This is a genomic window from Variovorax sp. GW821-FHT06D12, assembly GCF_059419205.1.
On record NZ_JBWKRI010000004.1, the window covers coordinates 315,724 to 337,846 of the forward strand.

The window sequence follows — 22,123 nt, forward strand, 5'->3', positions numbered from 1 at the left end:
CGTCGTCGTCTTCAGAGTGTCCGCACCGAGTCTGGCACTGCGCCGTGGGCTTGGCTCCTACGTTCTTGCAAGCCAGAGGCTCGAAACCGGCACCTCCACCGCGCGGCCCAGCGGGCGGGGCGCGGCGCGCAAGGCGTCGGGGTCTTCGGCATCGGTCGCCAGGCAGCAGCGCCAGTCTCCATTCGGCAGCGTGAAGGTGACGGGGCCCGGGCCCGCATTCACCAGCACCAGCCAGGCGTCCTCGGCATGCCCGAACAGGATCGCAAGGGCCGTGCCCGCGTGCCAGTCGGCCGGGGCCATCGGCTGGCCGTCGGGCCGCAGCCAGCGCAGGCCCGGCGGTGCGCCGTCGGCCGGCGGCTCGGCCGGCCACCAGCGCCCGCTGCGCAGCGCCGGCGCCTCGCGCCGCAGCGCGGTGAGCCGCGCGACGAAGGCTGTCAGGCGCGCGCGTTCGCTGGCCGGGTCGGACAGCCCGATCCAGCCGAGCCAGGTGGTCTCGTTGTCCTGGCAGTAGGCGTTGTTGTTGCCGCCCTGGCTGTGGCCGAGCTCGTCGCCGGCCAGCAGCATCGGCGTGCCCTGGGACAGCAGCAGCGTGGCGAGCAGCGTGCGCTGCAGGCGCGCGCGCATCGCACGCACGGCGGGGTCGTCGCTCGGGCCTTCGACGCCGCAGTTGGTGCTCAGGTTGTGCGCATGGCCGTCGCGGTTGTCTTCGCCGTTGGCCAGGTTGTGGCGCTGTTCGTAGCTCACGAGGTCGCGCAGCGTGAAGCCGTCGTGCGCGGTGATGAAGTTGACGCTCGCGGTCGGTGCGCGGCCGTCGTGCGCGAAGCTTGCGCTGGAGGCCGTGAAGCGGTGCGCGAAGTCGCCCAGGTCGGCGGCGCCCTCGCGCCCCTGGCGCAGCCAGAAGCCGCGTTGCGTGTCGCGGAAGCGGTCGTTCCATTCGAGCCAGCCGGGCGGGAACTCGCCGAGCCGGTAGCCGCCGGGACCGAGGTCCCAGGGCTCGGCGATGCGCAGCGTGCGCGACAGCACCGGGTCTTGCGCCATCGCCGCGAAGAAGGGCGCGCGCGCATCGAAGCCGCGTTGTGCGTCGCGGCCCAGCACCGGGGCGAGGTCGAAGCGGAAGCCGTCGACGCCCATCTCGCAGGCCCAGAAGCGCAGGCTGTCCATCACCAGCTGCAGCACGCGCGGCTCGCCGAGGTTGAGGCAGTTGCCGGTGCCGGCCCAGTTCTCGTACAGGGCGCGGTCGTCGGGGCGCAGGTGGTAGTACAGGGCGTTGTCGATGCCGCGCAGCGAGAGCGTGGGGCCGAGCTCGTCGCTTTCGGCGCTGTGGTTGTAGACCACGTCGATCACCAGTTCCATGCCGCGCGCATGCACCGCATCGGCCATGGCGCGGAACTCGCTGGCGGGCGTGGTGCCGGGGCGGCCGCTCCAGAAGCGCGCTTCGGGGGCGAACCAGCCGATGGTGTTGTAGCCCCAGTGGTTGGTCAGGCCCTTGGCGAGCAGGCGCTGTTCGTCGGCGCGGTGCTGCACGGGCATGAGGCTGAGGGTGGTGATGCCCAGGCGTTGCAGGTGGTCTAGCACTGCGGGTTCTGCCAGGCCTGCGTAGGTGCCTCTTAGCGGTTCGGGCACGCCGGGGTGCTGGTGGGTGAGGCTGCGGATGTGGAGTTCGTAGAGGACGCGGTCGGTGGGGGGGATGTGAGCCTGGCCCGTTGTTTGGGGTGCGTTGCTGGGTGCTGTGACGCGGGCCGTGAGGGCGATGGGGGCGTTGTCTCTGTGGTCGCGTTGGGTCGGGTCTGTGGGGGCGTGGCCCAGGAAGAGGTCGCTGCCGTTGTAGTGGCCTAGGATTTCTCGGGCGTAAGGGTCGAGGAGGAGCTTGGCGGGGTTGAAGCGCTTGCCCTCTTGGGGGGACCAGGGGCCGTGGACTCGGTAGCCGTAGATCAGGCCGGGGCGGGCGGTGGGGAGGTGGCCGTGCCAGATGCCGTCTGTGCACTCTGGGAGCGGTAGGCGCTGTTGTTCGCTTTTGCCTGTGCTGTCGAAGAGGCAGAGTTCTACTTTGCTGGCGGATGGCGCTGTGAGGGCGAAGTTGACGCCTTGCCCAGTGAGCGTTGCGCCTAGGGGGTAGGGGTGGCCTGGGCTCAGCATGCTTTGAACCCCTGGCGGCGTTTGCTTTCCGAGGCCGGGACTCGCCCCGGCGGGCGACTCACTTTCTTTGCTTCGCCAAAGAAAGTAAGCAAAGAAAGGCGACCCCACTGTCTGCGTCCCTCCGCTTCGCTGCGGGCAACCTGCGGTGCTCGCGTTTCGCGGGGTCTCGCAGAACTCGCTTCGCTCAAACAAGGGCGAGCCCTGATCCGCGAAACGCTGCGCTCCTCGGCGCAGCCAGAGGTGCTTTGATACCGGGCGGGCCGTCGCTTCGCTCGGCCCGGGAATTTCCAACAGCCGAAGCCTGCGTTTGTGCTCGTGGTGCTGGTGCTTGGAGGCACATCTGCGCCCGTGTCCGAGCTTGCGTTCATGTTCCAACCAACATCGCTACCCATCCTCGCCGCAGCAGGCGCGAAGCGCCTGCTGCGGCCCACTGGCCGAGCGAAGCGATGGCCCGTTGGTATCCAACCCCCTTCTGTATGCGCCGAGGAGCGGAGCGTTTCGCGGATCAGGGCTCGCCCTTGTTTGAGCGAAGCGAGTTTGGGCGAGACCCCGCGAAACGTGAGCACCGCAGGTTGCCCGCAGCGAAGCGGAGGGACGCAGACAGCAGGGTCGCCTTTCTTTTGCCTACGTTTCTTTGGCGAAGCAAAGAAAAGTAGGTCGGCCGCCGGGCCGAGACCCGGCCCCGGAACCCAAACGAACACAGAGCGTTTCAAGCCACCACCCACATCAAAGTAGCGAGTGGCGGCACGCTGATCACGATCGAATCGCTCTTCCCATGCCATCCCACCGGAGAACTCTCAACCACCCCATTCCCCACACCGCTCCCACCGTAAACCACCCCATCGGTATTGATGACCTCCCGGTACGAACCCGCACAAGGCACCCCCAATCGATAGCCATCCCGAGGCACAGGCGTGAAGTTGCAAACCACCACAACAACCCCCCCATCCCGAGCCCGCCGAACAAACGCAAACACCGACTGCGCCACATCGTCATGCACCAACCACTCGAACCCAGCCCCCTCGTGGTCCAGCTCATGCAAAGCAGGAAAGTGCCGATACACGTTGTTCAGATCGCGCACCAACCGCCGCACCCCTTGATGCCCCGCATGTTCGAGCAAGTGCCAGTCCAGCCCGCGATCCGCATTCCACTCCGCGTACTGCGCAAACTCCCCCCCCATGAACAGCAGCTTCTTCCCCGGATAAGCCCAGAGGTACCCATACAGGTTGCGCAACCCCGCAAACTTCTGCCATTCATCCCCGGGCATGCGCCCGATCATCGACCCCTTGCCGTGCACCACTTCGTCATGCGACAGCGGCAACACGAAGTTCTCGCTGTGCGCGTACATCAGGCCAAAAGTGATCTGCTGGTGATGGTGCTTGCGGTAGACCGGATCGGTCCCGGCATACGCCAGCGTGTCGTTCATCCACCCCATGTTCCACTTGTAGTGAAACCCCAGCCCGCCGTCTTCCGGCGGCCGCGTCACGCCGGGAAAGCTCGTCGACTCTTCCGCAATGGTCACGGCCCCCGGACGCTCCACGCCCACCACGCGGTTCATGCGGCGAAGGAAATCGATGGCCTCCAGGTTCTCACGCCCGCCCTGTGCATTCGGCACCCACTCGCCGGCCTTGCGGCTGTAGTCGCGGTACAGCATCGAGGCCACCGCATCCACGCGCAGGCCGTCCACGCCGTAGCGCTCCAGCCAGTACAGCGCGTTGCCGACGAGGTAGTTGCGCACCTCCGTGCGGGCGTAGTTGAAGATCAGCGTCTGCCAGTCGTTGTGAAAGCCCTCGCGCGGGTCGGCGTATTCGTACAGCGCGGTGCCGTCGAAGTTGCCCAAACCGTGCGCGTCGGTCGGAAAGTGCGCGGGCACCCAGTCGAGGATCACGCCCAGCCCCGCGGCATGCGCGGCTTCGACGAAATGGCGGAAGTCGCCGGGCGTGCCGAAGCGCGAGGTCGGGGCATACAGGCCGATGGGCTGGTAGCCCCACGAGCCGTCGAAGGGATGCTCGGTGATGGGCAGCAGCTCGATGTGCGTGAAGCCCAGGTCGCGCACATAGGGCACGAGCGTGTCGGCCAGCTCGCGGTAGTCCAGCCATTCCTGCCCATGGTGCTTGCGGCGCCACGAGCCCAGGTGCACTTCGTAGATGCTGATCGGAGCCTCGCGCGCATTGGCTTCGGCGCGCCCGGCGGGCATCGGCACGGGCGCGGGCAGCGGCGCCACGACGCAGGCGGTGCCGGGGCGCAGCTGCGACGAGAACGCGAAGGGGTCGGCCTTGCGCAGCACCTCGCCGCGCGACGACAGGATCTCGAATTCGTAGCTGTCGCCGGTCGCCACGTGCGGCGCGAAGATCTCCCACACGCCGCACTCGCGGCGCAGCCGCATCATGTGGCGCCGGCCGTCCCAGTTGTTGAAGTCGCCGACCACCGACACGCGCCGCGCATTCGGCGCCCACACGGCAAAGGCCACGCCCTTCACGCCGTCGATCTCGCGCAGGTGCGCGCCCAGCCGCTCCCACGGCCGCAGGTGCGTGCCCTCGGCCAGCAGCCACACGTCGGTCTCGCCGAGCACGAACGGAAAGCGGTAGGGGTCTTCGAGCCGCGAGGCGTGCCCGGTCTCCCAGTCGACCTGGAACGAGTAGCCCATGCGCGCCTCGGCCGCGGGCACGAGGCCGCTGAACAGGTCGGAGCCCTCGTGCCGCGCAAGGATCGACAGCGGCCAGCCGGTGCGCGAATGCACCACGGCCACCTGCCGCGCGCCGGGCATCAGCGCGCGCACCTCGAGGCCGTCGGCGGTCTCGTGGGGGCCGAGCACGGCGAACGGGTCGCCGTGCTCGGCGCGCATCAGCGCGTGGATGTCGGCAGCTTGGAGGAAGGGAGAAGGGGGCATGGGGTTCAGCGTCCTCCTGCTTCGGCAGTCGTGCCGAAGCACACGCCATAAGGCGCCAACGTCAGCAGGGGCTTTGGATCGGCGATGACGGTCGCGGTCGGCGCGAGCGGGTGGCCGGCCAGCGGCACCAGCGGCGCGGGCAACGGAATCGACACCGGTTCGCTCCCCGTATTGAAGATCGCATGCAGCACCGCGTCGCCGTCGCTTCGCACGATGTGCAGCAGCGGCGCGGGCGCATCGACGAACGCCAGCGCGCCCGTGCGCAGCAGCGGCTGGGTGCGGCGCCAGTGCAGCAGCGCGCGGCTGAAGGCGAGCATCGAGCCGGGGTCGGCTTCCTGCTGGTCGACGGCCAGCGGCAGGTGGGCGCCGTCCACCGGCAGCCAGGGCGTGCCGGTGCTGAAGCCGGCGTTGGGCGCGTCGGTGGTCCAGGGCATCGGCGTGCGGCAGCCGTCGCGGCCCTTGAACTCGGGCCAGAAGGCGCGGCCGTAGGGGTCTTGCAGCAGTTCGAAGGGCACGTCGGCCTCGGGCAGGCCCAGCTCTTCGCCCTGGTAGAGGCTGGCGCTGCCGCGCAGCGCGAGCAGCAGCGCGAGCCAGAGCCGGTCGCGGCGGGTGTCGGGCGCGGCGCCGTCGCTCCAGCGCGTGGCGACGCGCGGCACGTCGTGGTTCGACACCGCCCAGCAGCCCCAGCCGCCCGTCACGGCCAGTGCGGTGTCGAGCGATTCGACCTGGTGGCGCAGGTGCTTCGGGCTGTGGTCGGCCGTGAGCAGGCTGAAGCTGTAGGCCAGGTGCAGGCGCTTGCCGAGTTCGGTGTACTGCGCCATGACAGGCGGCGCGTTCTCGTCGCCGACCTCGCCCAGCGCGACCGCGCCGTAACCGTCGAGCAGCCGGCGCAGGCGCTCGAGGAACACGAGGTTCTCGGGCTGGCTCTTGTCGTACAGGTGCTGCTGCATCGCGTAGGGGTTGTCGGCGCGCACGGTGCTGACCTCGTCGATCGACGCGGTCGTGGCCGGCGGGTTGTCGCGCAGCAGCGCGTCGTGGAACTGGTGGTTGCAGGCGTCGAAGCGGAAGCCGTCCACGCCGCGTTCGCACCAGAAGCGCACTTCGCCGAGCAGGGCGTCCTGCACTTCGGCGCAATGGAAGTTGAGATCGGGCTGCTCCGTGAGAAAGCTGTGCAGGTAGTACTGCCTGCGGCGCGAGTCCCACTGCCAGGCCGAGCCGCCGAAGACCGAGAGCCAGTTGGTGGGCGGCGTGCCGTCGGGCCTGGGGTCGGCCCAGACGTACCAGTCGGCCTTCGGGTTGTCGCGCGAGCTGCGGCTTTCGGCGAACCAGGCGTGCTGGTCGGAGGTGTGCGAGAGCACCTGGTCGATGATCAGCTTCAGGCCCAGCGCATGCATGCGTGCGCGCATCGCGTCGAAGTCGGCCAGCGTGCCGAACAGCGGATCGACCGCGCGGTAGTCGGCCACGTCGTAGCCGAAGTCCTTCATGGGGGAGCGGAAGAAGGGCGAGACCCAGACCGCGTCGACGCCCAGGCGGGCGACGTGGTCGAGCTTCGACGTGATGCCGGGCAGGTCGCCGACGCCGTCGCCGTTGCTGTCCATGAAGCTGCGCGGGTAGATCTGGTAGATCACCGCGCCCCGCCACCATTCGCCGTTGCTGCCGCTCATGCCTGCCCCTGTGGTCGAAATTCATTGTGGCATGCGAAATCCGGGCCAGCGGTACGCTGTGGCAGGCGGGCGCCGCGCGGAAGTGGGTAAATTCAGCAGGGCGGGGCGCTGCCGCCCCGACCCCCGACCGATGACCACCGACGACACCGCCTTCTCCCCCTCTGCCCCACCCATCGGCCTCGCCGCGCTCGAACGCCGGCTCGCCCAGGACCTCGACTACCTCGGCTGGCCCGCCCGCGCCTGGGTGCCGCCGCGCCAGGTCGACGGCGAACCCGTGCTCGACGTGGCCATCATCGGCGGCGGCCAGGCCGGGCTGGCCGCGGCGGGCGCGCTGGCGCAGCAGGGCATCCGCGCGGTGATCTTCGACCGCGCGCCGGCCGGGCGCGAAGGCCCCTGGGCCACCACGGCGCGCATGGAAACCCTGCGCTCGCCCAAGGAGCTCACGGGCCCGGCGCTGGGGCTGCCCTCGCTGACCTTCCGCGCCTGGTTCGAGGCCCAGTTCGGCACCGAGGCCTGGGCCGCGATGGACAAGATCCCGCGCCTGCAATGGATGGACTACCTGGTCTGGTACCGCCGCGTGATGGGCGTGGATGTGCGCAACGACACCGCTGTTACGGGCTTGCAACCGCTGCCCGACGCCAGCGCCGTGCGCCTGGACCTGTGCACGCCGGACGGCGAGCGCCGCGTGCTGGCGCGCCGCGTCGTGCTGGCCACCGGCCGCGACGGCCTGGGCGGCCCGGCCGTGCCGGCGTTCGTGGACGGCCTGCCGCGTGCCAGGTGGGCGCATTCCTCCGACGAGATGGACTACGGCCGCCTGAAAGGCCTGCGCGTGGGCGTGGTCGGCGCGGGCTCCTCGGCCATGGACAGCGCCGCCACCGCGCTCGAAGCCGGCGCGCACAGCGTCGAGCTGCTGATCCGCCGGCCCGACCTGCCGCGCGTCAACAAGGGCAAGGGCGCCGGCGTGCCGGGGCTCACGCAGGGGCACTACGACCTGCCTGACGAGCTGAAGTGGCGCATCCGCCACTACATCAACGTGCTGAACGTGCCGCCGCCGCACGGCAGCACGCTGCGGGTGTCGCGGCACGCCAATGCTTTTTTCAACTTCGGCTGCCCCATCCTGGCCGTGGCGCCGCAGGGCGAGGCGCTGCGCGTGACCACGCCGAAAGGCGATTTCGAATTCGACTTCCTGATCGTGTCGACCGGTTTCCAGGTCGACTGGGCCGCCCGCCCCGAATTCGCGGGCATTTCCGCGCACATTCGTACCTGGAAAAACCGTTTCACGCCCGCGCCCGGCGACGAAGACCGCGAACTGACCGATTCGCCCGACCTCGGGCCGGCCTTCGAATTCCAGGAAAAAGCGCCGGGTGCCTGCCCGGGGCTGGATCGCATCCACTGCTTCTGCTACCCGGCGGCGCTGTCCCACGGCACGGTGTCGGGCGACATCCCGGCCATCAGCGACGGCGCGCGGCGCCTGGCGGCGGGGCTTGCCAGCCTGTTCTACCGGGAAGACGCGGCCCACCACTGGGCGAATCTGGAGGCCTACAGCGAGCCGGAACTGTTCGGCGACGAGTGGACGCCCGCCCCGCCGCCGCAGGAAAGGGCCTGATTCCGGCATGGAGCCCGGGGGACGATCACGCACGGCGCGATAATCCGCCTTCCCGGCCGCCGTCGAGCCGGGCCCTGCCGAGATGTCATGAACCCCAGCTACAAACCCAGCGACGTCGAGTCCGCTGCCCAGGCGCAATGGCGCGCCGCCGATGTCTACCGTGTCACCGAGGACGCGAGCCGCAAGAAGTACTACGCCTGCTCGATGCTGCCGTACCCGAGCGGCAAGCTGCACATGGGCCACGTGCGCAACTACACGATCAACGACATGCTCACGCGCTACCTGCGCATGAGCGGCTACAACGTGCTGATGCCCATGGGCTGGGATGCCTTCGGCCTGCCGGCCGAGAACGCGGCGCTGAAGAACGGCGTGCCGCCGGCCAAGTGGACCTACGAGAACATCGCCTACATGAAGGGCCAGCTCCAGGCCATGGGCCTGGCCATCGACTGGAGCCGCGAGATCGCCACCTGCGATCCGAGCTACTACAAGTGGAACCAGTGGCTGTTCCTGAAGATGCTCGAAAAGGGCATCGCCTACCGCAAGACCCAGGTCGTGAACTGGGACCCGGTCGACCAGACCGTGCTGGCCAACGAGCAGGTGATCGACGGCAAGGGCTGGCGCACCGGCGCCACGGTCGAGCGCCGCGAGATCCCCGGCTACTACCTGAAGATCAGCGATTACGCCGAAGAACTGCTCGAGCACACCCAGCACAAGCTGCCGGGCTGGCCCGAGCGCGTCAAGCTGATGCAGGAAAACTGGATCGGCAAGAGCGAAGGCCTGCGCTTCGCCTTCACGCATGACATCCGGGACGCGAGCGGCAAGCTCATTCAGGACGGCCGCATGTACGTGTTCACCACGCGCGCCGACACCATCATGGGCGTCACCTTCTGCGCCGTCGCGCCCGAGCACCCGCTGGCCGCGCACGCCGCCACGCTCGACCCGAAGGTCGCGGCCTTCATCGAGGAATGCAAGGGTGGCGGCACGACCGAGGCCGAGCTCGCCACGCAAGAGAAGAAGGGCGTGCCCACGGGCCTGACCGTCAAGCACCCGATCACCGAGGAGCAGGTGCCGGTGTGGGTCGGCAACTACGTGCTCATCGGCTACGGCGACGGCGCCGTGATGGGCGTGCCCGCGCACGACGAGCGCGACTTCGCCTTCGCCAACAAGTACGGCATCGAGATCATCCAGGTCGTGCTGGTCGACGACGAGCCGCACTTCGACTATCACAAGTGGCAGGACTGGTACGGCGACAAGCAGCGCGGCGTGACCATCAACTCCGACAACTTCAGCGGCATGACCTACAAGGAGGCCGTGGCCGCCGTGGCGCATGCGCTCGGCCAGAAGGACCTGGGCGAGCTGCAGACCACCTGGCGCCTGCGCGACTGGGGCGTGAGCCGCCAGCGCTACTGGGGCACGCCGATCCCGATCATCCATTGCGAAGAACACGGCGCGGTGCCGGTCCCCGAAAAAGACCTGCCCGTGGTGCTGCCGACCGACTGCGTGCCCGACGGCTCGGGCAACCCGCTGGCCAAGCACGAAGGCTTCCACGCCGGCGTGGTGTGCCCGGTGTGCGGCAAGGCCGCGCGGCGCGAGACCGACACGATGGACACCTTCGTCGATTCGTCGTGGTACTTCATGCGCTACTGCGACCCGACCAACGACAAGGCCATGGTCGCCGAGGGCGCCGACTACTGGATGCCGATGGACCAGTACATCGGTGGCATCGAGCACGCGATTCTTCACCTGCTGTACGCGCGCTTCTGGACCAAGGTCATGCGCGACCTGGGCCTGGTGAAGGCCGACGAGCCCTTCGCCAAGCTGCTCACGCAGGGCATGGTGCTCAACCACATCTTCTACAAGCGCAACGAGAAGGGCGGCAAGGACTACTTCCCGCCGCTCGAAGTCACGGCGGTGCTCGACGCGCAGGGCCGCATCACCGGCGGCACGCTGGCCGATGGCACCAAGGTCGAGTACGGCGGCGTGGGCAAGATGGGCAAGAGCGAACGCAACGGCGTCGACCCGCAGGACCTGATCGAGAAGTACGGCGCCGACACCGCGCGCCTGTACACCATGTTCACCGCGCCGCCCGAAGCCACGCTCGAGTGGAACGACGCGGCCGTCGAAGGCAGCTACCGCTTCCTGCGCCGCGTGTGGAACTACGGCGTGGCCCAGGCCGACGTGGCGCCGGTGGCGCTCGCCGGCCAGAGCTTCGGCAAGCCCGCCCAGGCCCTGCGCCGCGAGGTGCACACCGTGCTGCGCCAGATCGACTACGACTACCAGCGCATGCAATACAACACGGTGGTGTCGGGCGCGATGAAGCTGCTCAATGCGCTCGAGGGCTTCAAGCCCGACGGCAGCGCGGGCGACGCGGCCGCCGCGCGCGAGGGCTTCGGCATCCTGCTGCGCTGCCTCTACCCGGCAACGCCGCACATCGCGCACCAGCTGTGGCAACAGCTCGGCTACGACAAGGCATCGGGCGACCTGCTCGACGCCCCCTGGCCCGTGGTCGACGTGGCCGCGCTGGCGCAGGACGAGGTCGAGCTCATGCTGCAGGTCAACGGCAAGCTGCGCGGCAAGCTGCTGGTGCCCGCCGGTGCTTCGAAGGACGAGATCGAGCGGCTGGCGCTCGCCTGCGACGACTTCGTCAACTTCGCCGAAGGCGCGCCGCCCAAGCGCGTGATCGTGGTGCCCGGGCGCCTGGTCAACGTGGTCATCTGAACCCGACACTGCAGAACGACGGAAACGACAGACGCATGAACATTCGCAATGCCTCGCAGCCGCGCCGCGGCTTTCTCCTGGGCCTCGGCGTGGCAGGCGCTTCGCTGGCCTTGTCCGGCTGCGGCTTCGCGCTGCGCAAGGCGCCGAACTTCGCGTTCAAGACGCTGTCGCTCGAAGGCAATACGGCGCTCATCAACCAGCTGCGGCGCGAGCTGCGCGCGGCCGGCAACGTGACGCTGGTGCCCAAGGAAGAGGCCAGCACCGCCGACGCCGTGCTCGTGGTGCTGGGCGAGGACCGCGACCGCTTCGTGATCTCGACCAACTCCGCCGGCCTGCTGCGCGAATTGCAGCTGCGCCTGCGCGTGCGCTTCAGCCTGCGCACGCCGGGCGGCAAGGAATTGCTGCCCGCGTCCGAGGTCTCGCAGACGCGCGACCTGAGCTTCAACGAGACCAACGCGCTGGCCAAGGAAGGCGAGGCCGACCTGCTGTTCCGCGACATGCAGGCCGACATCGCGCAGCAACTGATGCGCCGGCTGGCCGCGGTGCAGTCCCTGTAAGCGTCGCTTCCGTTCTTTTTTCAATGCAACTTGCCAGTGCCCAGCTCGGCGCCCACCTGCAAAAGGGCCTGAAGCCGCTTTACACGATCCACGGCGACGAGCCGCTGCTCGCGCAGGAGGCGGCCGACGCCATCCGCGCCGCCGCGCGCGCCCAGGGCCACACCGAGCGCAGCTCGTACACCGTGGCCGGCGCGCACTTCGACTGGAGCGCAGTGCTGGCGGCCGGGGGCTCGCTCTCGCTGTTCGCTGACAAGCAGATCGTCGAGATCCGCATTCCTTCGGGCAAGCCCGGCAAGGACGGCAGCGTCGCCCTGCAGCAGCTGGCCGAGGGCGCGCCCGGCAACGACAGCACGCTCACGCTGGTGATGCTGCCGCGCCTGGACAAGGCCACGCGCACCGGCGCATGGTTCTCGGCGCTGGAGAACAACGGCGTGAGCATCCAGGTCGACCCGATCGAGCGCGCCGCGCTGCCGCAATGGATCGCCCAGCGTCTGGGGCTGCAGAACCAGCGCGTGATGCCCGGCGACGAAGGCCAGCGCACGCTGCAGTTCTTTGCCGACCGTGTCGAAGGCAACCTGCTCGCCGCGCACCAGGAAATCCAGAAGCTCGCGCTGCTGCACCCGGCGGGCGAGCTGAGCTGGGAGCAGGTCGAGGGCGCCGTCAACAACGTGGCGCGCTACGACGTGTTCAAGCTCTCCGAGGCCGTGCTGGCCGGCAACCCGCAGCGCGTGGCGCGCATGCTCGACGGCCTGCAGGCCGAGGGCGAGGCCGAGGTGCTGGTGCACTACACGATCGCCGAGGACATCCGCGCCCTCAAGCGCGTGAAGGACGCCATGGCCGCCGGCCGTCCGCTGCCGATGGCGCTGCGCGAGAACCGCATCTGGGGCCCGCGCGAGCGCGCCTTCGAGCGCGTGCTGCCGCGCCTGGACGACCGCATGCTGACCCGGCTGCTGCGCGCGGCCCACCTGGTCGACGGCATCTGCAAGGGCCTGAAGCAGCCCGACTGGCCCGCCAGCGGCTGGCAGGCGCTGCAGCGGCTGGCGCTGATGCTGTGCCGCGCCTGCAGCACGGCCGCGGCGCCGCGCCGGGCCTGACGCTCCCGCCGTCGATCGCCATCAAAAGGCCCGCGTCAGCCGGGCCGAAGGTCCGCGTGGGAAAATGTCCGCTATGAACGCGTTCAACGTCAGCGAGCACATGCAGACCCTCGGTCTGCAAGCCAAAGCCGCTGCATTCCTCATGGCCCGTGCGGATGCAGCTACCAAAAACAGAGCACTGAAAGCGCTGGCCCGGCGCCTGCGCGATGCCGGCCCCGCGCTGGCCGTCGCCAATCAAAAGGACCTGGAGCGCGCCACGGCCGCCGGCCTGTCGGCCCCGATGGTCGACCGGCTCAAGCTCACGCCCAAGGTCCTGGAGACCGTGGCCGAGGGCTGCGAGCAGCTGGCCGGCATGGCCGACGTGATCGGCGAGATCATCGGCATGAAGCAGCAGCCCAGCGGCATCCGCGTGGGCCAGATGCGCGTGCCGATCGGTGTCTTCGGCATGATCTACGAGAGCCGCCCCAACGTGACCATCGAGGCCGCGAGCCTGGCGATCAAGAGCGGCAACGCCGCCATCCTGCGCGGCGGCTCGGAAGCCATCGACTCGAACAAGGCGCTGGCGCTGCTGGTGTCCGAGGCACTGGCCGAAGCCGGCCTGCCGGTCGATGCGGTGCAGCTGGTGCAGACCACCGACCGCGAGGCCGTGGGCCAGCTGATCGCCATGCCCGAGTTCGTCGACGTGATCATTCCGCGTGGCGGCAAGGGCCTGATCGAGCGCATCAGCCGCGACGCCAAGGTGCCCGTCATCAAGCACCTGGACGGCAACTGCCACGTCTACGTGGACGACACGGCCGAGTTCGACATGGCGCTGCGCATCGTCGACAACGCCAAGACCCAGAAGTACAGCCCCTGCAACGCCGCCGAAGGCCTGCTGGTGGCGGCTTCGGTGGCCGACCACTTCCTGCCCGAGATCGCCGCCATCTTCGCCGCCAAGGGCGTCGAGATGCGCTGCGACCCGGCCGCCGCCGCGATCCTGCGCGCCAGCGAGGCGCACCATCCGCAGGCCAAGGTGATCGATGCGGTCGAGTCCGACTGGTCCGAGGAGTACCTGGCCGCCGTCATCAGCATCAAGGTGGTGGCGGGGCTGGACGAGGCCATTGCGCACATCAACCGCTACTCGAGCCACCACACCGACGCCATCGTCACGCGCGACCACATCAACGCCCAGCGCTTCCTGCGCGAGGTCGATTCGGCCAGCGTGATGGTGAATGCGAGCACGCGCTTCGCGGACGGTTTCGAGTACGGGCTGGGCGCCGAAATCGGCATCAGCACCGACAAGTTCCACGCGCGCGGCCCGGTCGGCATCGAAGGCCTGACCTCGCTCAAGTACGTGGTGCTGGGGCAGGGCGAAGTCCGCGGTTAATCGGGGTCCGAAGGGCCGGGGCCATCGGGCCGGCGGCGCGGCGAGGCCCGTGCCGCGGTGTTCTTGCAACGTGTGTTGTGGATTGGGGTGCTTTGTTCTCTTTGGCTGCTTGTCATCGGGCGCGCCATCCCCAAATCCTACAATTCCACTCCACCTTTAAGCACAAAACCAACAAGGCCGCTGCATGGTTCCGCATCTCGTCACTGCCCTGACCGGCCCGATCAACGAACTGGAGCAGCGGGTGCTCGACTCGATGCCCGCCATCGAGCGCTGGTTCCGCCTCGAGTGGATGGAGCACACGCCGCCGTTCTACAGCGCCGTCGACATCCGCAACGCGGGCTTCAAGCTCGCCCCGGTCGACACCAACCTGTTCCCGGGCGGCTGGAACAACCTCACCAAGGAAATGCTGCCGCTGGCGGTGCAGGCCGCGCAGGCGGCCATCGAGAAGATCTGTCCGGAGGCGCGCAACCTGCTCGTCATTCCTGAAAATCACTCGAAAAACACCTTTTATCTCGCCAACGTCGCGCAACTGGTGCGCATCTTCCACATGGCGGGCCTGAATGTGCGCATCGGCTCGATCGATCCGGCCATCAAGTCGCCCAAGAAGATCGAGCTGCCCAACGGCGAGACCGTGACGCTCGAACCGGTGGTGCGTTCCAAGCGCCGCCTGGGCTTGAAGAACTTCGATCCCTGCACAATTCTTCTCAACAACGAGCTTTCTGCAGGAACGCCCGGCATCCTCGAAGACCTGCACGAGCAGTACCTGCTGCCGCCGCTGCACGCGGGCTGGTCGGTGCGCCGCAAGAGCAACCACCTGCACAGCTACGAAGAGCTGTGCAAGCGCTTCGGCAAGCTGCTTGGCATCGACCCCTGGCTGATCAACCCGATCTACGCGCGCGCCGAAGGCGTCGACGTGGCCGAGGGCCGCGGCATCGACGTGCTCACCAGCCATGTCGACGCGGTGCTCACCAAGGTGCGCCGCAAGTACAAGGAATACGGCATCAACGAGAAGCCCTTCGTGGTCGTCAAGGGCGGCCACAGCGGCAGCGGCAGCCCGGGCGTCGTGACCGTGCGCGACGCGAAGGAGGTCGAGGCGCTGATCGGCAAGTCGCGCACCGCCACCTCGTCGCCCGCCAAGACCAGCGCCGGGCGCGACCTGCGCGAGCCCACCGAGCTGATCGTGCAGGAAGGCGTGCTGACCAACGAGCGCGTGCACAACGGCGTGGCCGAGCCGGTGGTCTACATGATGGACCGCTACGTGGTGGGCGGTTTCTACCGCGTGCACGCCGAGCGCGCCGCCGATGAGAACCTCAAGCAGCCGGGCGCCAGCTACGTGCCGCTGGCCTTCTCGGAAAGCGCGCAGCTGCCACAGCCGGGCGCCAAGCCCGGCGCCAGCGCCCCCAACCGTTTTTACATGTATGGCGTGGTGGGCCGTTTGGCCATGGTCGCGGCCAGTTACGAGATGGAAGCGACCGACCCGGACGCCGAAATCTACGAATGAGCGGCGGGGGCGGGTTGCGGCGTCAGCGGGCAACGGCAAAATAGCGGCCCCACAGCAACGGAACCAAAAGGGCGGAGGGATGCGCGGCACGGCCGCGGCACCCCGGCGTGACTGACGCGTCGATCATTGCGAGCCAACCTTTTCCCATCGACCCCCGTGTCAGCCCCCAAAAACATCTCTGCCGGCCTCATCGTCGGCGCCATCGGCGTCGTCTACGGCGACATCGGCACCAGCGTTCTCTATGCGGTCAAGGAAGTCTTCGGTCACGGCCATGTGCCGTTCACCGTGGAGAACGTCTACGGCATCCTGTCGATGTTCTTCTGGACCCTCACGGTCATCGTCTCGATCAAGTACGTCGTGCTCGTGCTGCGCGCCGACAACGAAGGCGAGGGCGGCCTGGTCGCGATGCTCGCGCTGGCCTCCCAGGCCGTGGCCGACAAGCCGAGGCTGCGCCAGCTGCTCTTGATCGTCGGCATCTTCGGCACCTCGCTGTTCTATGGCGACGGTGTGATCACGCCGGCCATCTCGGTGCTGTCGGCGGTCGAGGGCCTGGAGGTGGTGTCGCCGCACTTCAAGCATTACGTGATCCCGATCACGCTGGTCGTGCTGTTCTGCCTGTTCGCGGTGCAAAAGCGCGGCACGGCGGGCATCGGCAAGTTCTTCGGCCCGGTCACGCTGGCGTGGTTCGCGGCCATCGCCGTGCTGGGCGTGTGGCAGATCGCGCACCACCCCGAGATCATCAAGGCGCTGAACCCCTGGTACGCGCTGAAGTTCATCTGGGACAACCCGGGCACCAGCTTCATCCTGCTGGGCGCCATGGTGCTGTGCGTGACCGGCGCCGAGGCGCTGTACGCCGACCTGGGCCACTTCGGCAAGAAGCCGATCCGCATCGCGTGGTTCTCGGTCGTCATGCCGGCGCTCACGCTCAACTACCTGGGCCAGGGCGCGCTGCTGCTGGAGAACCCCGAGGCCGTGAAGAACCCGTTCTTCATGATGGCGCCTGAATGGGCCCTCATTCCGCTGGTGCTGCTGGCCACGCTCTCGACGGTGATCGCCTCGCAGGCGCTCATCACCGGCGCCTTCAGCGTCACGCGCCAGGTGATCCAGCTGGGCTACCTGCCGCGCCTGAACATCGAGCACACCAGCGTGCGCACCGCGGGCCAGATCTACATTCCGCTGGTCAACTGGGGCTTGTTCGTGGCCATCGTGATGGCGGTCGTGATGTTCCGCACCTCGAGCAGCCTGGCGGCGGCCTACGGCATCGCCGTGACCACCGACATGCTGATCACCACGATCCTCACCTTCTTCGTGATCCGCTACGCCTGGAAGCTGCCGCTGGCGCTGTGCATCGCCTCGACCGCGATCTTCTTCGTGGTCGACTTCCTGTTCTTCGCCTCGAACCTGCTCAAGCTGTTCGAAGGCGGCTGGTTCCCGCTGCTGATCGGCGGTGCCGTGTTCACGCTGATGGTCACCTGGAAGGAAGGCCGCCGCCTCATGGGCGAGGCGCAGCATGCCGACGCGATCGACCTGAAGTCCTTCCTCGGCTCGGTGTTCATGAGCCCGCCCGCGCGCGTGGACGGCACGGCCGTGTTCCTCACGGCCGAACCGGGCGTGGTGCCCAACGCGCTGCTGCACAACCTCAAGCACAACAAGGTGCTGCACGAGCAGAACATGTTCGTCACCGTGCGCAACCACGAGGTGCCCTGGATTCCGATGGACAAGCGCATCGAGATCGAAGCGCTGGGCAACCACTGCTGGCAGGTGATCGTGCACTACGGCTTCAAGAACGACATCGACCTGCCACGCGCGCTCGACAACGCGCGCATGCGCGGCTGCCAGCTCGAGCCGATGACGACCAGCTACTTCCTCTCGCGCGACGTCGTGATCCCCACGCTGGGCAGCGGCATGGCGCCCTGGCGCGAGAAGCTGTTCGCGCAGATGCACCACAACGCGAGCGGCGCGGCGGCCTTCCTGGGCCTGCCGAACAACGCCGTGGTCGAGCTCGGCTCCAAGATCGAGATCTGAGGCCCGCGGCGCCAGGCCGCGCGCCCCGGCAGAATCGCGGCATGCGATTCTTCAAGGACCTGAGCCTTTCAGCCTTCACCGCGGGCTTCGTCGCCGTGCTCGTGGGTTTCACGAGTTCGGTGGCCATCGTGTTCCAGGCCGCCCAGGCCTTCGGCGCCACGCCCGAGATGGTGGCCTCGTGGATGTGGGCGCTGGGCATCGGCATGGGGCTGGCTTCGGCGCTGCCCTCGCTATGGTGGCGCAAGCCCGTCATGATTGCCTGGAGCACCCCCGGCGCGGCCGTGCTGGCCGTGGCCGGTGCGGGTTACGGCATGGGCGAGGCGGTGGGCGCCTTCATCGTCTGCGCGGTGCTGATCGTGCTCGCGGGCGCCACGGGCTGGTTCGAGCGCGTGATGAACAAGATCCCGATGGCCATCGCCTCGGCGCTGCTGGCCGGCGTGCTCGCGCGCTTCGGCATTTCGGCCTTCACGGCGGCGCAGACCGCACTGCCGCTGGTGCTGCTGATGCTCGGCACCTACCTCGTGGGCAAGCGCCTGCTGCCGCGCTACGCGGTGCCGCTCACGCTGCTGGTGGCCATCGCCTTCACGGCCGCGCGCGGCGAGCTGGCATGGTCCTCCGTGCACTTCTCGCTCACCTGGCCGGTGTTCACGGTGCCGGTGTTCACCTGGCAGGCCATCGTGAGCCTGGCGCTGCCGCTGTTCGTCGTGACCATGGCCTCGCAGAACCTGCCCGGCGTGGCGGCGATCCGCGCCAGCGGCTACAGCGACCTGCCGGTCAGCAAGCTCATCACCATCAGCGGCCTCGCCACGCTGGTGCTCGCGCCCTTCGGCGCCTTCGCGCTCAACCTGAGCGCGATCACGGCCGCCATGTGCATGGGCCGCGAGGCGCACGAAGACCCGGCGCGGCGCTACACGGCGGCCGTGAGCTGCGGCGCCATCTACGTGGTGATCGGCCTGTTCGGCGCGGCCGTCACGGGCCTGCTCACGGCCTTTCCCAAGGAGCTGGTCGCGGCCATCGCCGGCTTGGCGCTGCTGGGCACCATCGGCGGCGGGCTGGCGGCGGCGGTGCGCGACGAGGCGCACCGCGAGGCCGCGCTCATCACCTTCCTGGTCACGCTCTCGGGCGTGACGCTGGCCGGCATCGGCTCCGCCTTCTGGGGCGTGGTGGCCGGCGCGGTGGCGCTGGCGGTGCAGCAGGTCGGCCGCGCACGGGTGCACGTGCCCGTTGAAAAAGCCCCGGCCGGCAAGGACATCGCCGCTTCCGGCAACATGCCGCCAGAAACCCCCTCCACAGCCGCCGCTCCCGGCGCCGGAAAGAACGCCTGATGAAAAACATCCTCTTCGTCGCCGACCCGCTCGATCACTTCAAGATCTACAAGGACACGACCTTCTCGATGATGCGCGAGGCCCAGCGCCGCGGCCACCGCATCGCGGCCTGCCTGCCGCAGGACATCCAGTGGACCTCCGGCGGGCGCGTCTCGGCCGTGGTGCAGCAGATCACGCTGACGGGTGACCCGAAGGACTGGTACCGCGTCGACATCGTCGAGTCGAAGGCGCTGAAGGACTTCGATGCCGTGCTCATGCGCAAGGACCCGCCCTTCGACGCCGAGTACATCTACTCGACGCACCTGCTGCAGCAGGCCGAGCGCGAGGGCGCGAAGGTGGTCAACTCGCCGCGTGCGCTGCGCGACCATCCCGAGAAGCTCGCGATCATGGAGTTTCCGCAGTTCGTCACGCCCACGCTGGTCACGCGCAGCGCGCAGGCCGTGCGCGACTTCCATGCGGAGCACGGCGACATCATCCTCAAGCCGCTCGACGGCATGGGCGGCATGGGCATCTTCCGCGTGAAGCAGGACGCGCTGAACCTCGGCTCCATCGTCGAGACGCTCAACAAGGACGGCGCCGAAACCATCATGGTGCAGCGCTTCGTGCCCGAGGTGACGCAAGGCGACAAGCGCATCCTGATCATCGCGGGCGAGCCGGCGCCCTTCGTGCTGGCGCGCATTCCGCAGGGCACCGAGGTGCGCGGCAACCTCGCGGCCGGCGGCAAGGGCGTGGCCCAGCCGCTCACGGCGCGCAACCGCGAGATCGCCGAAGCCATCGGCAAGGTGCTCGCGCCGCGCGGGCTGCTGCTGATCGGGCTCGACGTGATCGGCGACTCGGTCACCGAGATCAACGTGACCAGCCCCACGTGCTTTCAGGAGATCACCGAACAGACCGGCTTCGACGTGCCGAAGATGTTCATCGATGCGCTCGAGGCGCACCTGGCCTCGGCCTGATCAGAAGTCGACCGACGCCGACAGCGTGAAGGCGCGCGGCGCGCCGAGCACCAGGTAGCCGTTGTTCGGGTAGCCGCCCACCGAGGCCCAGTAGTTGCGGTTGGTCAGGTTGTCGATGCGCGCGCGCAGCGTCACCAGCTTGCCGGCCACCTCGGTGAGGTAGCGCGCGCCGACATCGAAGCGCGTCCAGCCGGGCACGCGCAGCGTGTTGGCGGCGTCGGCGTAGCTCGGGCCCGTGGACACCACGCGGCCGTCCAGCGACAGGCCGCGCACGCCCGGCACGTCCCATTCCACACCCAGGGTGCCCAGCGTCTTCGCGATGCCGATGACGCGGCGGCCGTCGGTCGTGGCGTCGCCCGTGGCGCGCTGCTTGGCGTCCAGGAAAGTGATGCCGCCCATCAGGCGCACGCCCTTGGCCGCTTCGCCGAACGCGGTCAGCTCCAGGCCCTGGTGGCGGTCGCGGCCTTCGGCCACGTAGTAGCCGGCGCTGTTGACGAGGGCGCGCGGCTTGTCGGTCGTGAAGAAGGCCAGGCCGCCGCCGATGCGGCCGCCGTCGAACTTGATGCCGACCTCCTTCTGCTTGGACACATAGGGCGACAGCTGCGTGCCCGCGTTGCGCACGGCGCCGCCGGTCGACACCGTGGGTGCGGTGTCGCCCTTGCTCAGGCCCTCGATGTAGTTCGCGTACAGCGACACCTGCGGCTGCAGCTTGAACACGAAGCCGGCCATCGGGCTGGTGCGGCTTTTCTCGTACGCGGTGGGCTTGCCGGTGTCGTAGGCGAAGTCGGTGCTTTCCAGCTTCTGGCGCCGCACGCCGAGCGTGAGCTGCGCGCGGTCGTCCAGGAACGACAGCGTGTCGCCGATCGCCAGGCTGCTCAGGCGCGTCTGCGTCAGCAGCGCGGGGTTGTCCATGTCGTTGCCACGGAACGCGCTCGCCGTGTAGGCCGGGATCGGGTAGCCGATGGGCGCATACAGGTGGGTCTTCAGGGGGTTGAAGAAGTCCCACTTGTAGGCGTTCTTCTCCTTGAGCTGGTAGTAGGAGTACGAGGCCACCACCGTGTGGTTCACCGGGCCGGTCGCGAACTTGCCGCGCACGCCGGCTTCGGCCGTGCGGGTGCTGTCCTGGCGCTGGTTCTCGAAGCGCGACATGTTGCCCATGCCGAGGTTGTTCGTGAGCGTGAGGCCGGCCAGCGCATTGCCCTCGTGGCTCTTGCGCGCGCCGCCGGCGATCCAGGCCGTCACGTTGTCGGTGAGGTCGTACTCGCCGCGCAGCGAGCCGAAGGTGTCGCGCTCGTTGGAGTAGGTCCAGGGCTGCGCGTAGTTGAGCTGGTTGTCGGGGGCCGAGGGCACGCGCGTCACGCCGGCGCCGAGCGTCACGTTCGGGCGCGTGCGCGTCAGGCGGTGTTCCTGGTGGCCGATGTCGGCCGAGATGCGCGCGTTGCGGCTGCGCCAGTCGAAGCCGACCGAGGCCACGTCGAGCTTGACCTGCTCGGCGTTCACGCCGGTGCCGCCGTCGCGGTGGGCCGCGTTCAGGCGCACGCCCAGGCTCTGGTCGGGCCCGAAGCGGCGCGCGATGTCGGTCGACACATAGCTCTGCGAGCCGCTGGCCGTGCCCAGCGTGACCTGCGTCAGCGGGTCGTTCGGCGCGCGCTTGGGCAGCAGGTTGATGTTGCCGCCGATGCCGCCGCCCGTGGGCGTGGCGCCGTTCAGGAAGGCGCTCGCGCCGCGCAGCACCTCGACGCGCTCGAACAGCTCCGACGAGATGTACTGGCGCGGCAGCAGGCCGTACAGGCCGTTGTAGGCGATGTCGTCCGAATTCACCACGAAGCCGCGGATGAAGTACGACTCCTGGAAGTTGCCGAAGCCGCGCGCCACACGCACCGAGGGGTCGTTCTGCAGCACGTCGGCCACGCTCTTGGCCTGCTGGTTCTGAATCAGCTCGTGCGTGTAGCTGGTGCTGGAGAAGGGCGAATCCATCATGTCCTGGTTGCCCAGGATGCCCACGCGCCCGCCGCGCGCCACCTGCCCGCCCGCGAAGGGCTTGGTCAGGCCTTCGGCCGAGGCGTCGGCGCTGGCTTCGACGGTGACGGTGCTCAGCGTGCCGCTGGCAGGTTCAGCTGGCGGCGTCTGCGCCAGGGCCGTCAGGGCGTGAAGGGCCAGCAGCGAGGCGGCCACGGTCGGGCGGAGAAAGAAACGAGGAGCGGGCATGAAAGATCGACCGGATGCAAATGAGAACGGTTATTGTTCATTGTTTGCACTCACTCATCGATACTTTCTTGCGTTGTTGC

13 protein-coding genes are annotated in these 22,123 nt (G+C 68.5%); 9 read left to right on the forward strand and 4 right to left on the reverse strand.

Annotation, left to right across the window (positions count from 1 at the left end; translation table 11 throughout):
- Positions 1-57 precede the first annotated feature (57 nt).
- The 3 genes from glgX to AC07SQ_RS15170 all read right to left on the reverse strand — a co-directional run bounded on the left by glgX (position 58) and on the right by AC07SQ_RS15170 (position 6,690).
- Entirely contained in the window at positions 58-2,136 is a 2,079-nt protein-coding gene (glgX, locus tag AC07SQ_RS15160) for a glycogen debranching protein GlgX (protein WP_495273091.1), read from the reverse strand.
- Positions 2,137-2,845: 709 nt separating this feature from the next.
- Complete coding sequence (glgB, locus tag AC07SQ_RS15165; protein WP_495273092.1) at positions 2,846-5,026, reverse strand: 1,4-alpha-glucan branching protein GlgB; 2,181 nt, start codon at positions 5,024-5,026, stop codon at positions 2,846-2,848.
- Between the two features lie 5 nt (positions 5,027-5,031).
- Entirely contained in the window at positions 5,032-6,690 is a 1,659-nt protein-coding gene (locus tag AC07SQ_RS15170; protein WP_495273093.1) for an alpha-amylase family glycosyl hydrolase, read from the reverse strand.
- A 130-nt stretch (positions 6,691-6,820) separates the two neighbouring features.
- Between AC07SQ_RS15170 and AC07SQ_RS15175 the strand changes: the two genes are divergently transcribed.
- The 9 genes from AC07SQ_RS15175 to gshB all read left to right on the forward strand — a co-directional run bounded on the left by AC07SQ_RS15175 (position 6,821) and on the right by gshB (position 19,835).
- Positions 6,821-8,296, forward strand: coding sequence for an FAD-dependent oxidoreductase (locus tag AC07SQ_RS15175; RefSeq protein ID WP_495273094.1), 1,476 nt, complete (start codon positions 6,821-6,823; stop codon positions 8,294-8,296).
- Between the two features lie 87 nt (positions 8,297-8,383).
- Entirely contained in the window at positions 8,384-11,014 is a 2,631-nt protein-coding gene (gene leuS / locus AC07SQ_RS15180; RefSeq protein ID WP_159273596.1) for a leucine--tRNA ligase, read from the forward strand.
- Between the two features lie 35 nt (positions 11,015-11,049).
- Complete coding sequence (locus AC07SQ_RS15185) at positions 11,050-11,571, forward strand: LPS-assembly lipoprotein LptE (RefSeq protein ID WP_062477729.1); 522 nt, start codon at positions 11,050-11,052, stop codon at positions 11,569-11,571.
- A gap of 23 nt (positions 11,572-11,594) precedes the next feature.
- Positions 11,595-12,665: a DNA polymerase III subunit delta gene (holA, locus tag AC07SQ_RS15190; protein ID WP_062477727.1), complete on the forward strand. Its 1,071-nt coding sequence runs from the start codon at positions 11,595-11,597 to the stop codon at positions 12,663-12,665.
- A 73-nt stretch (positions 12,666-12,738) separates the two neighbouring features.
- Entirely contained in the window at positions 12,739-14,031 is a 1,293-nt protein-coding gene (locus AC07SQ_RS15195; protein ID WP_070063688.1) for a glutamate-5-semialdehyde dehydrogenase, read from the forward strand.
- 184 nt (positions 14,032-14,215) lie between these two features.
- Positions 14,216-15,532: a glutamate--cysteine ligase gene (gene gshA / locus AC07SQ_RS15200; protein WP_062477724.1), complete on the forward strand. Its 1,317-nt coding sequence runs from the start codon at positions 14,216-14,218 to the stop codon at positions 15,530-15,532.
- Positions 15,533-15,688: 156 nt separating this feature from the next.
- Entirely contained in the window at positions 15,689-17,557 is a 1,869-nt protein-coding gene (locus tag AC07SQ_RS15205) for a potassium transporter Kup (RefSeq protein ID WP_159273598.1), read from the forward strand.
- Positions 17,558-17,598: 41 nt separating this feature from the next.
- Complete coding sequence (locus tag AC07SQ_RS15210) at positions 17,599-18,882, forward strand: benzoate/H(+) symporter BenE family transporter (protein ID WP_495273095.1); 1,284 nt, start codon at positions 17,599-17,601, stop codon at positions 18,880-18,882.
- Complete coding sequence (gshB, locus tag AC07SQ_RS15215; protein ID WP_095743317.1) at positions 18,882-19,835, forward strand: glutathione synthase; 954 nt, start codon at positions 18,882-18,884, stop codon at positions 19,833-19,835. Before AC07SQ_RS15210 ends, gshB begins: the two co-directional genes overlap by 1 nt.
- On the opposite strand, the gene AC07SQ_RS15220 is transcribed toward gshB, so the two are convergent.
- Positions 19,836-22,043, reverse strand: coding sequence for a TonB-dependent receptor (locus tag AC07SQ_RS15220; protein WP_495273096.1), 2,208 nt, complete (start codon positions 22,041-22,043; stop codon positions 19,836-19,838).
- Between the last annotated feature and the right edge of the window lie 80 nt (positions 22,044-22,123).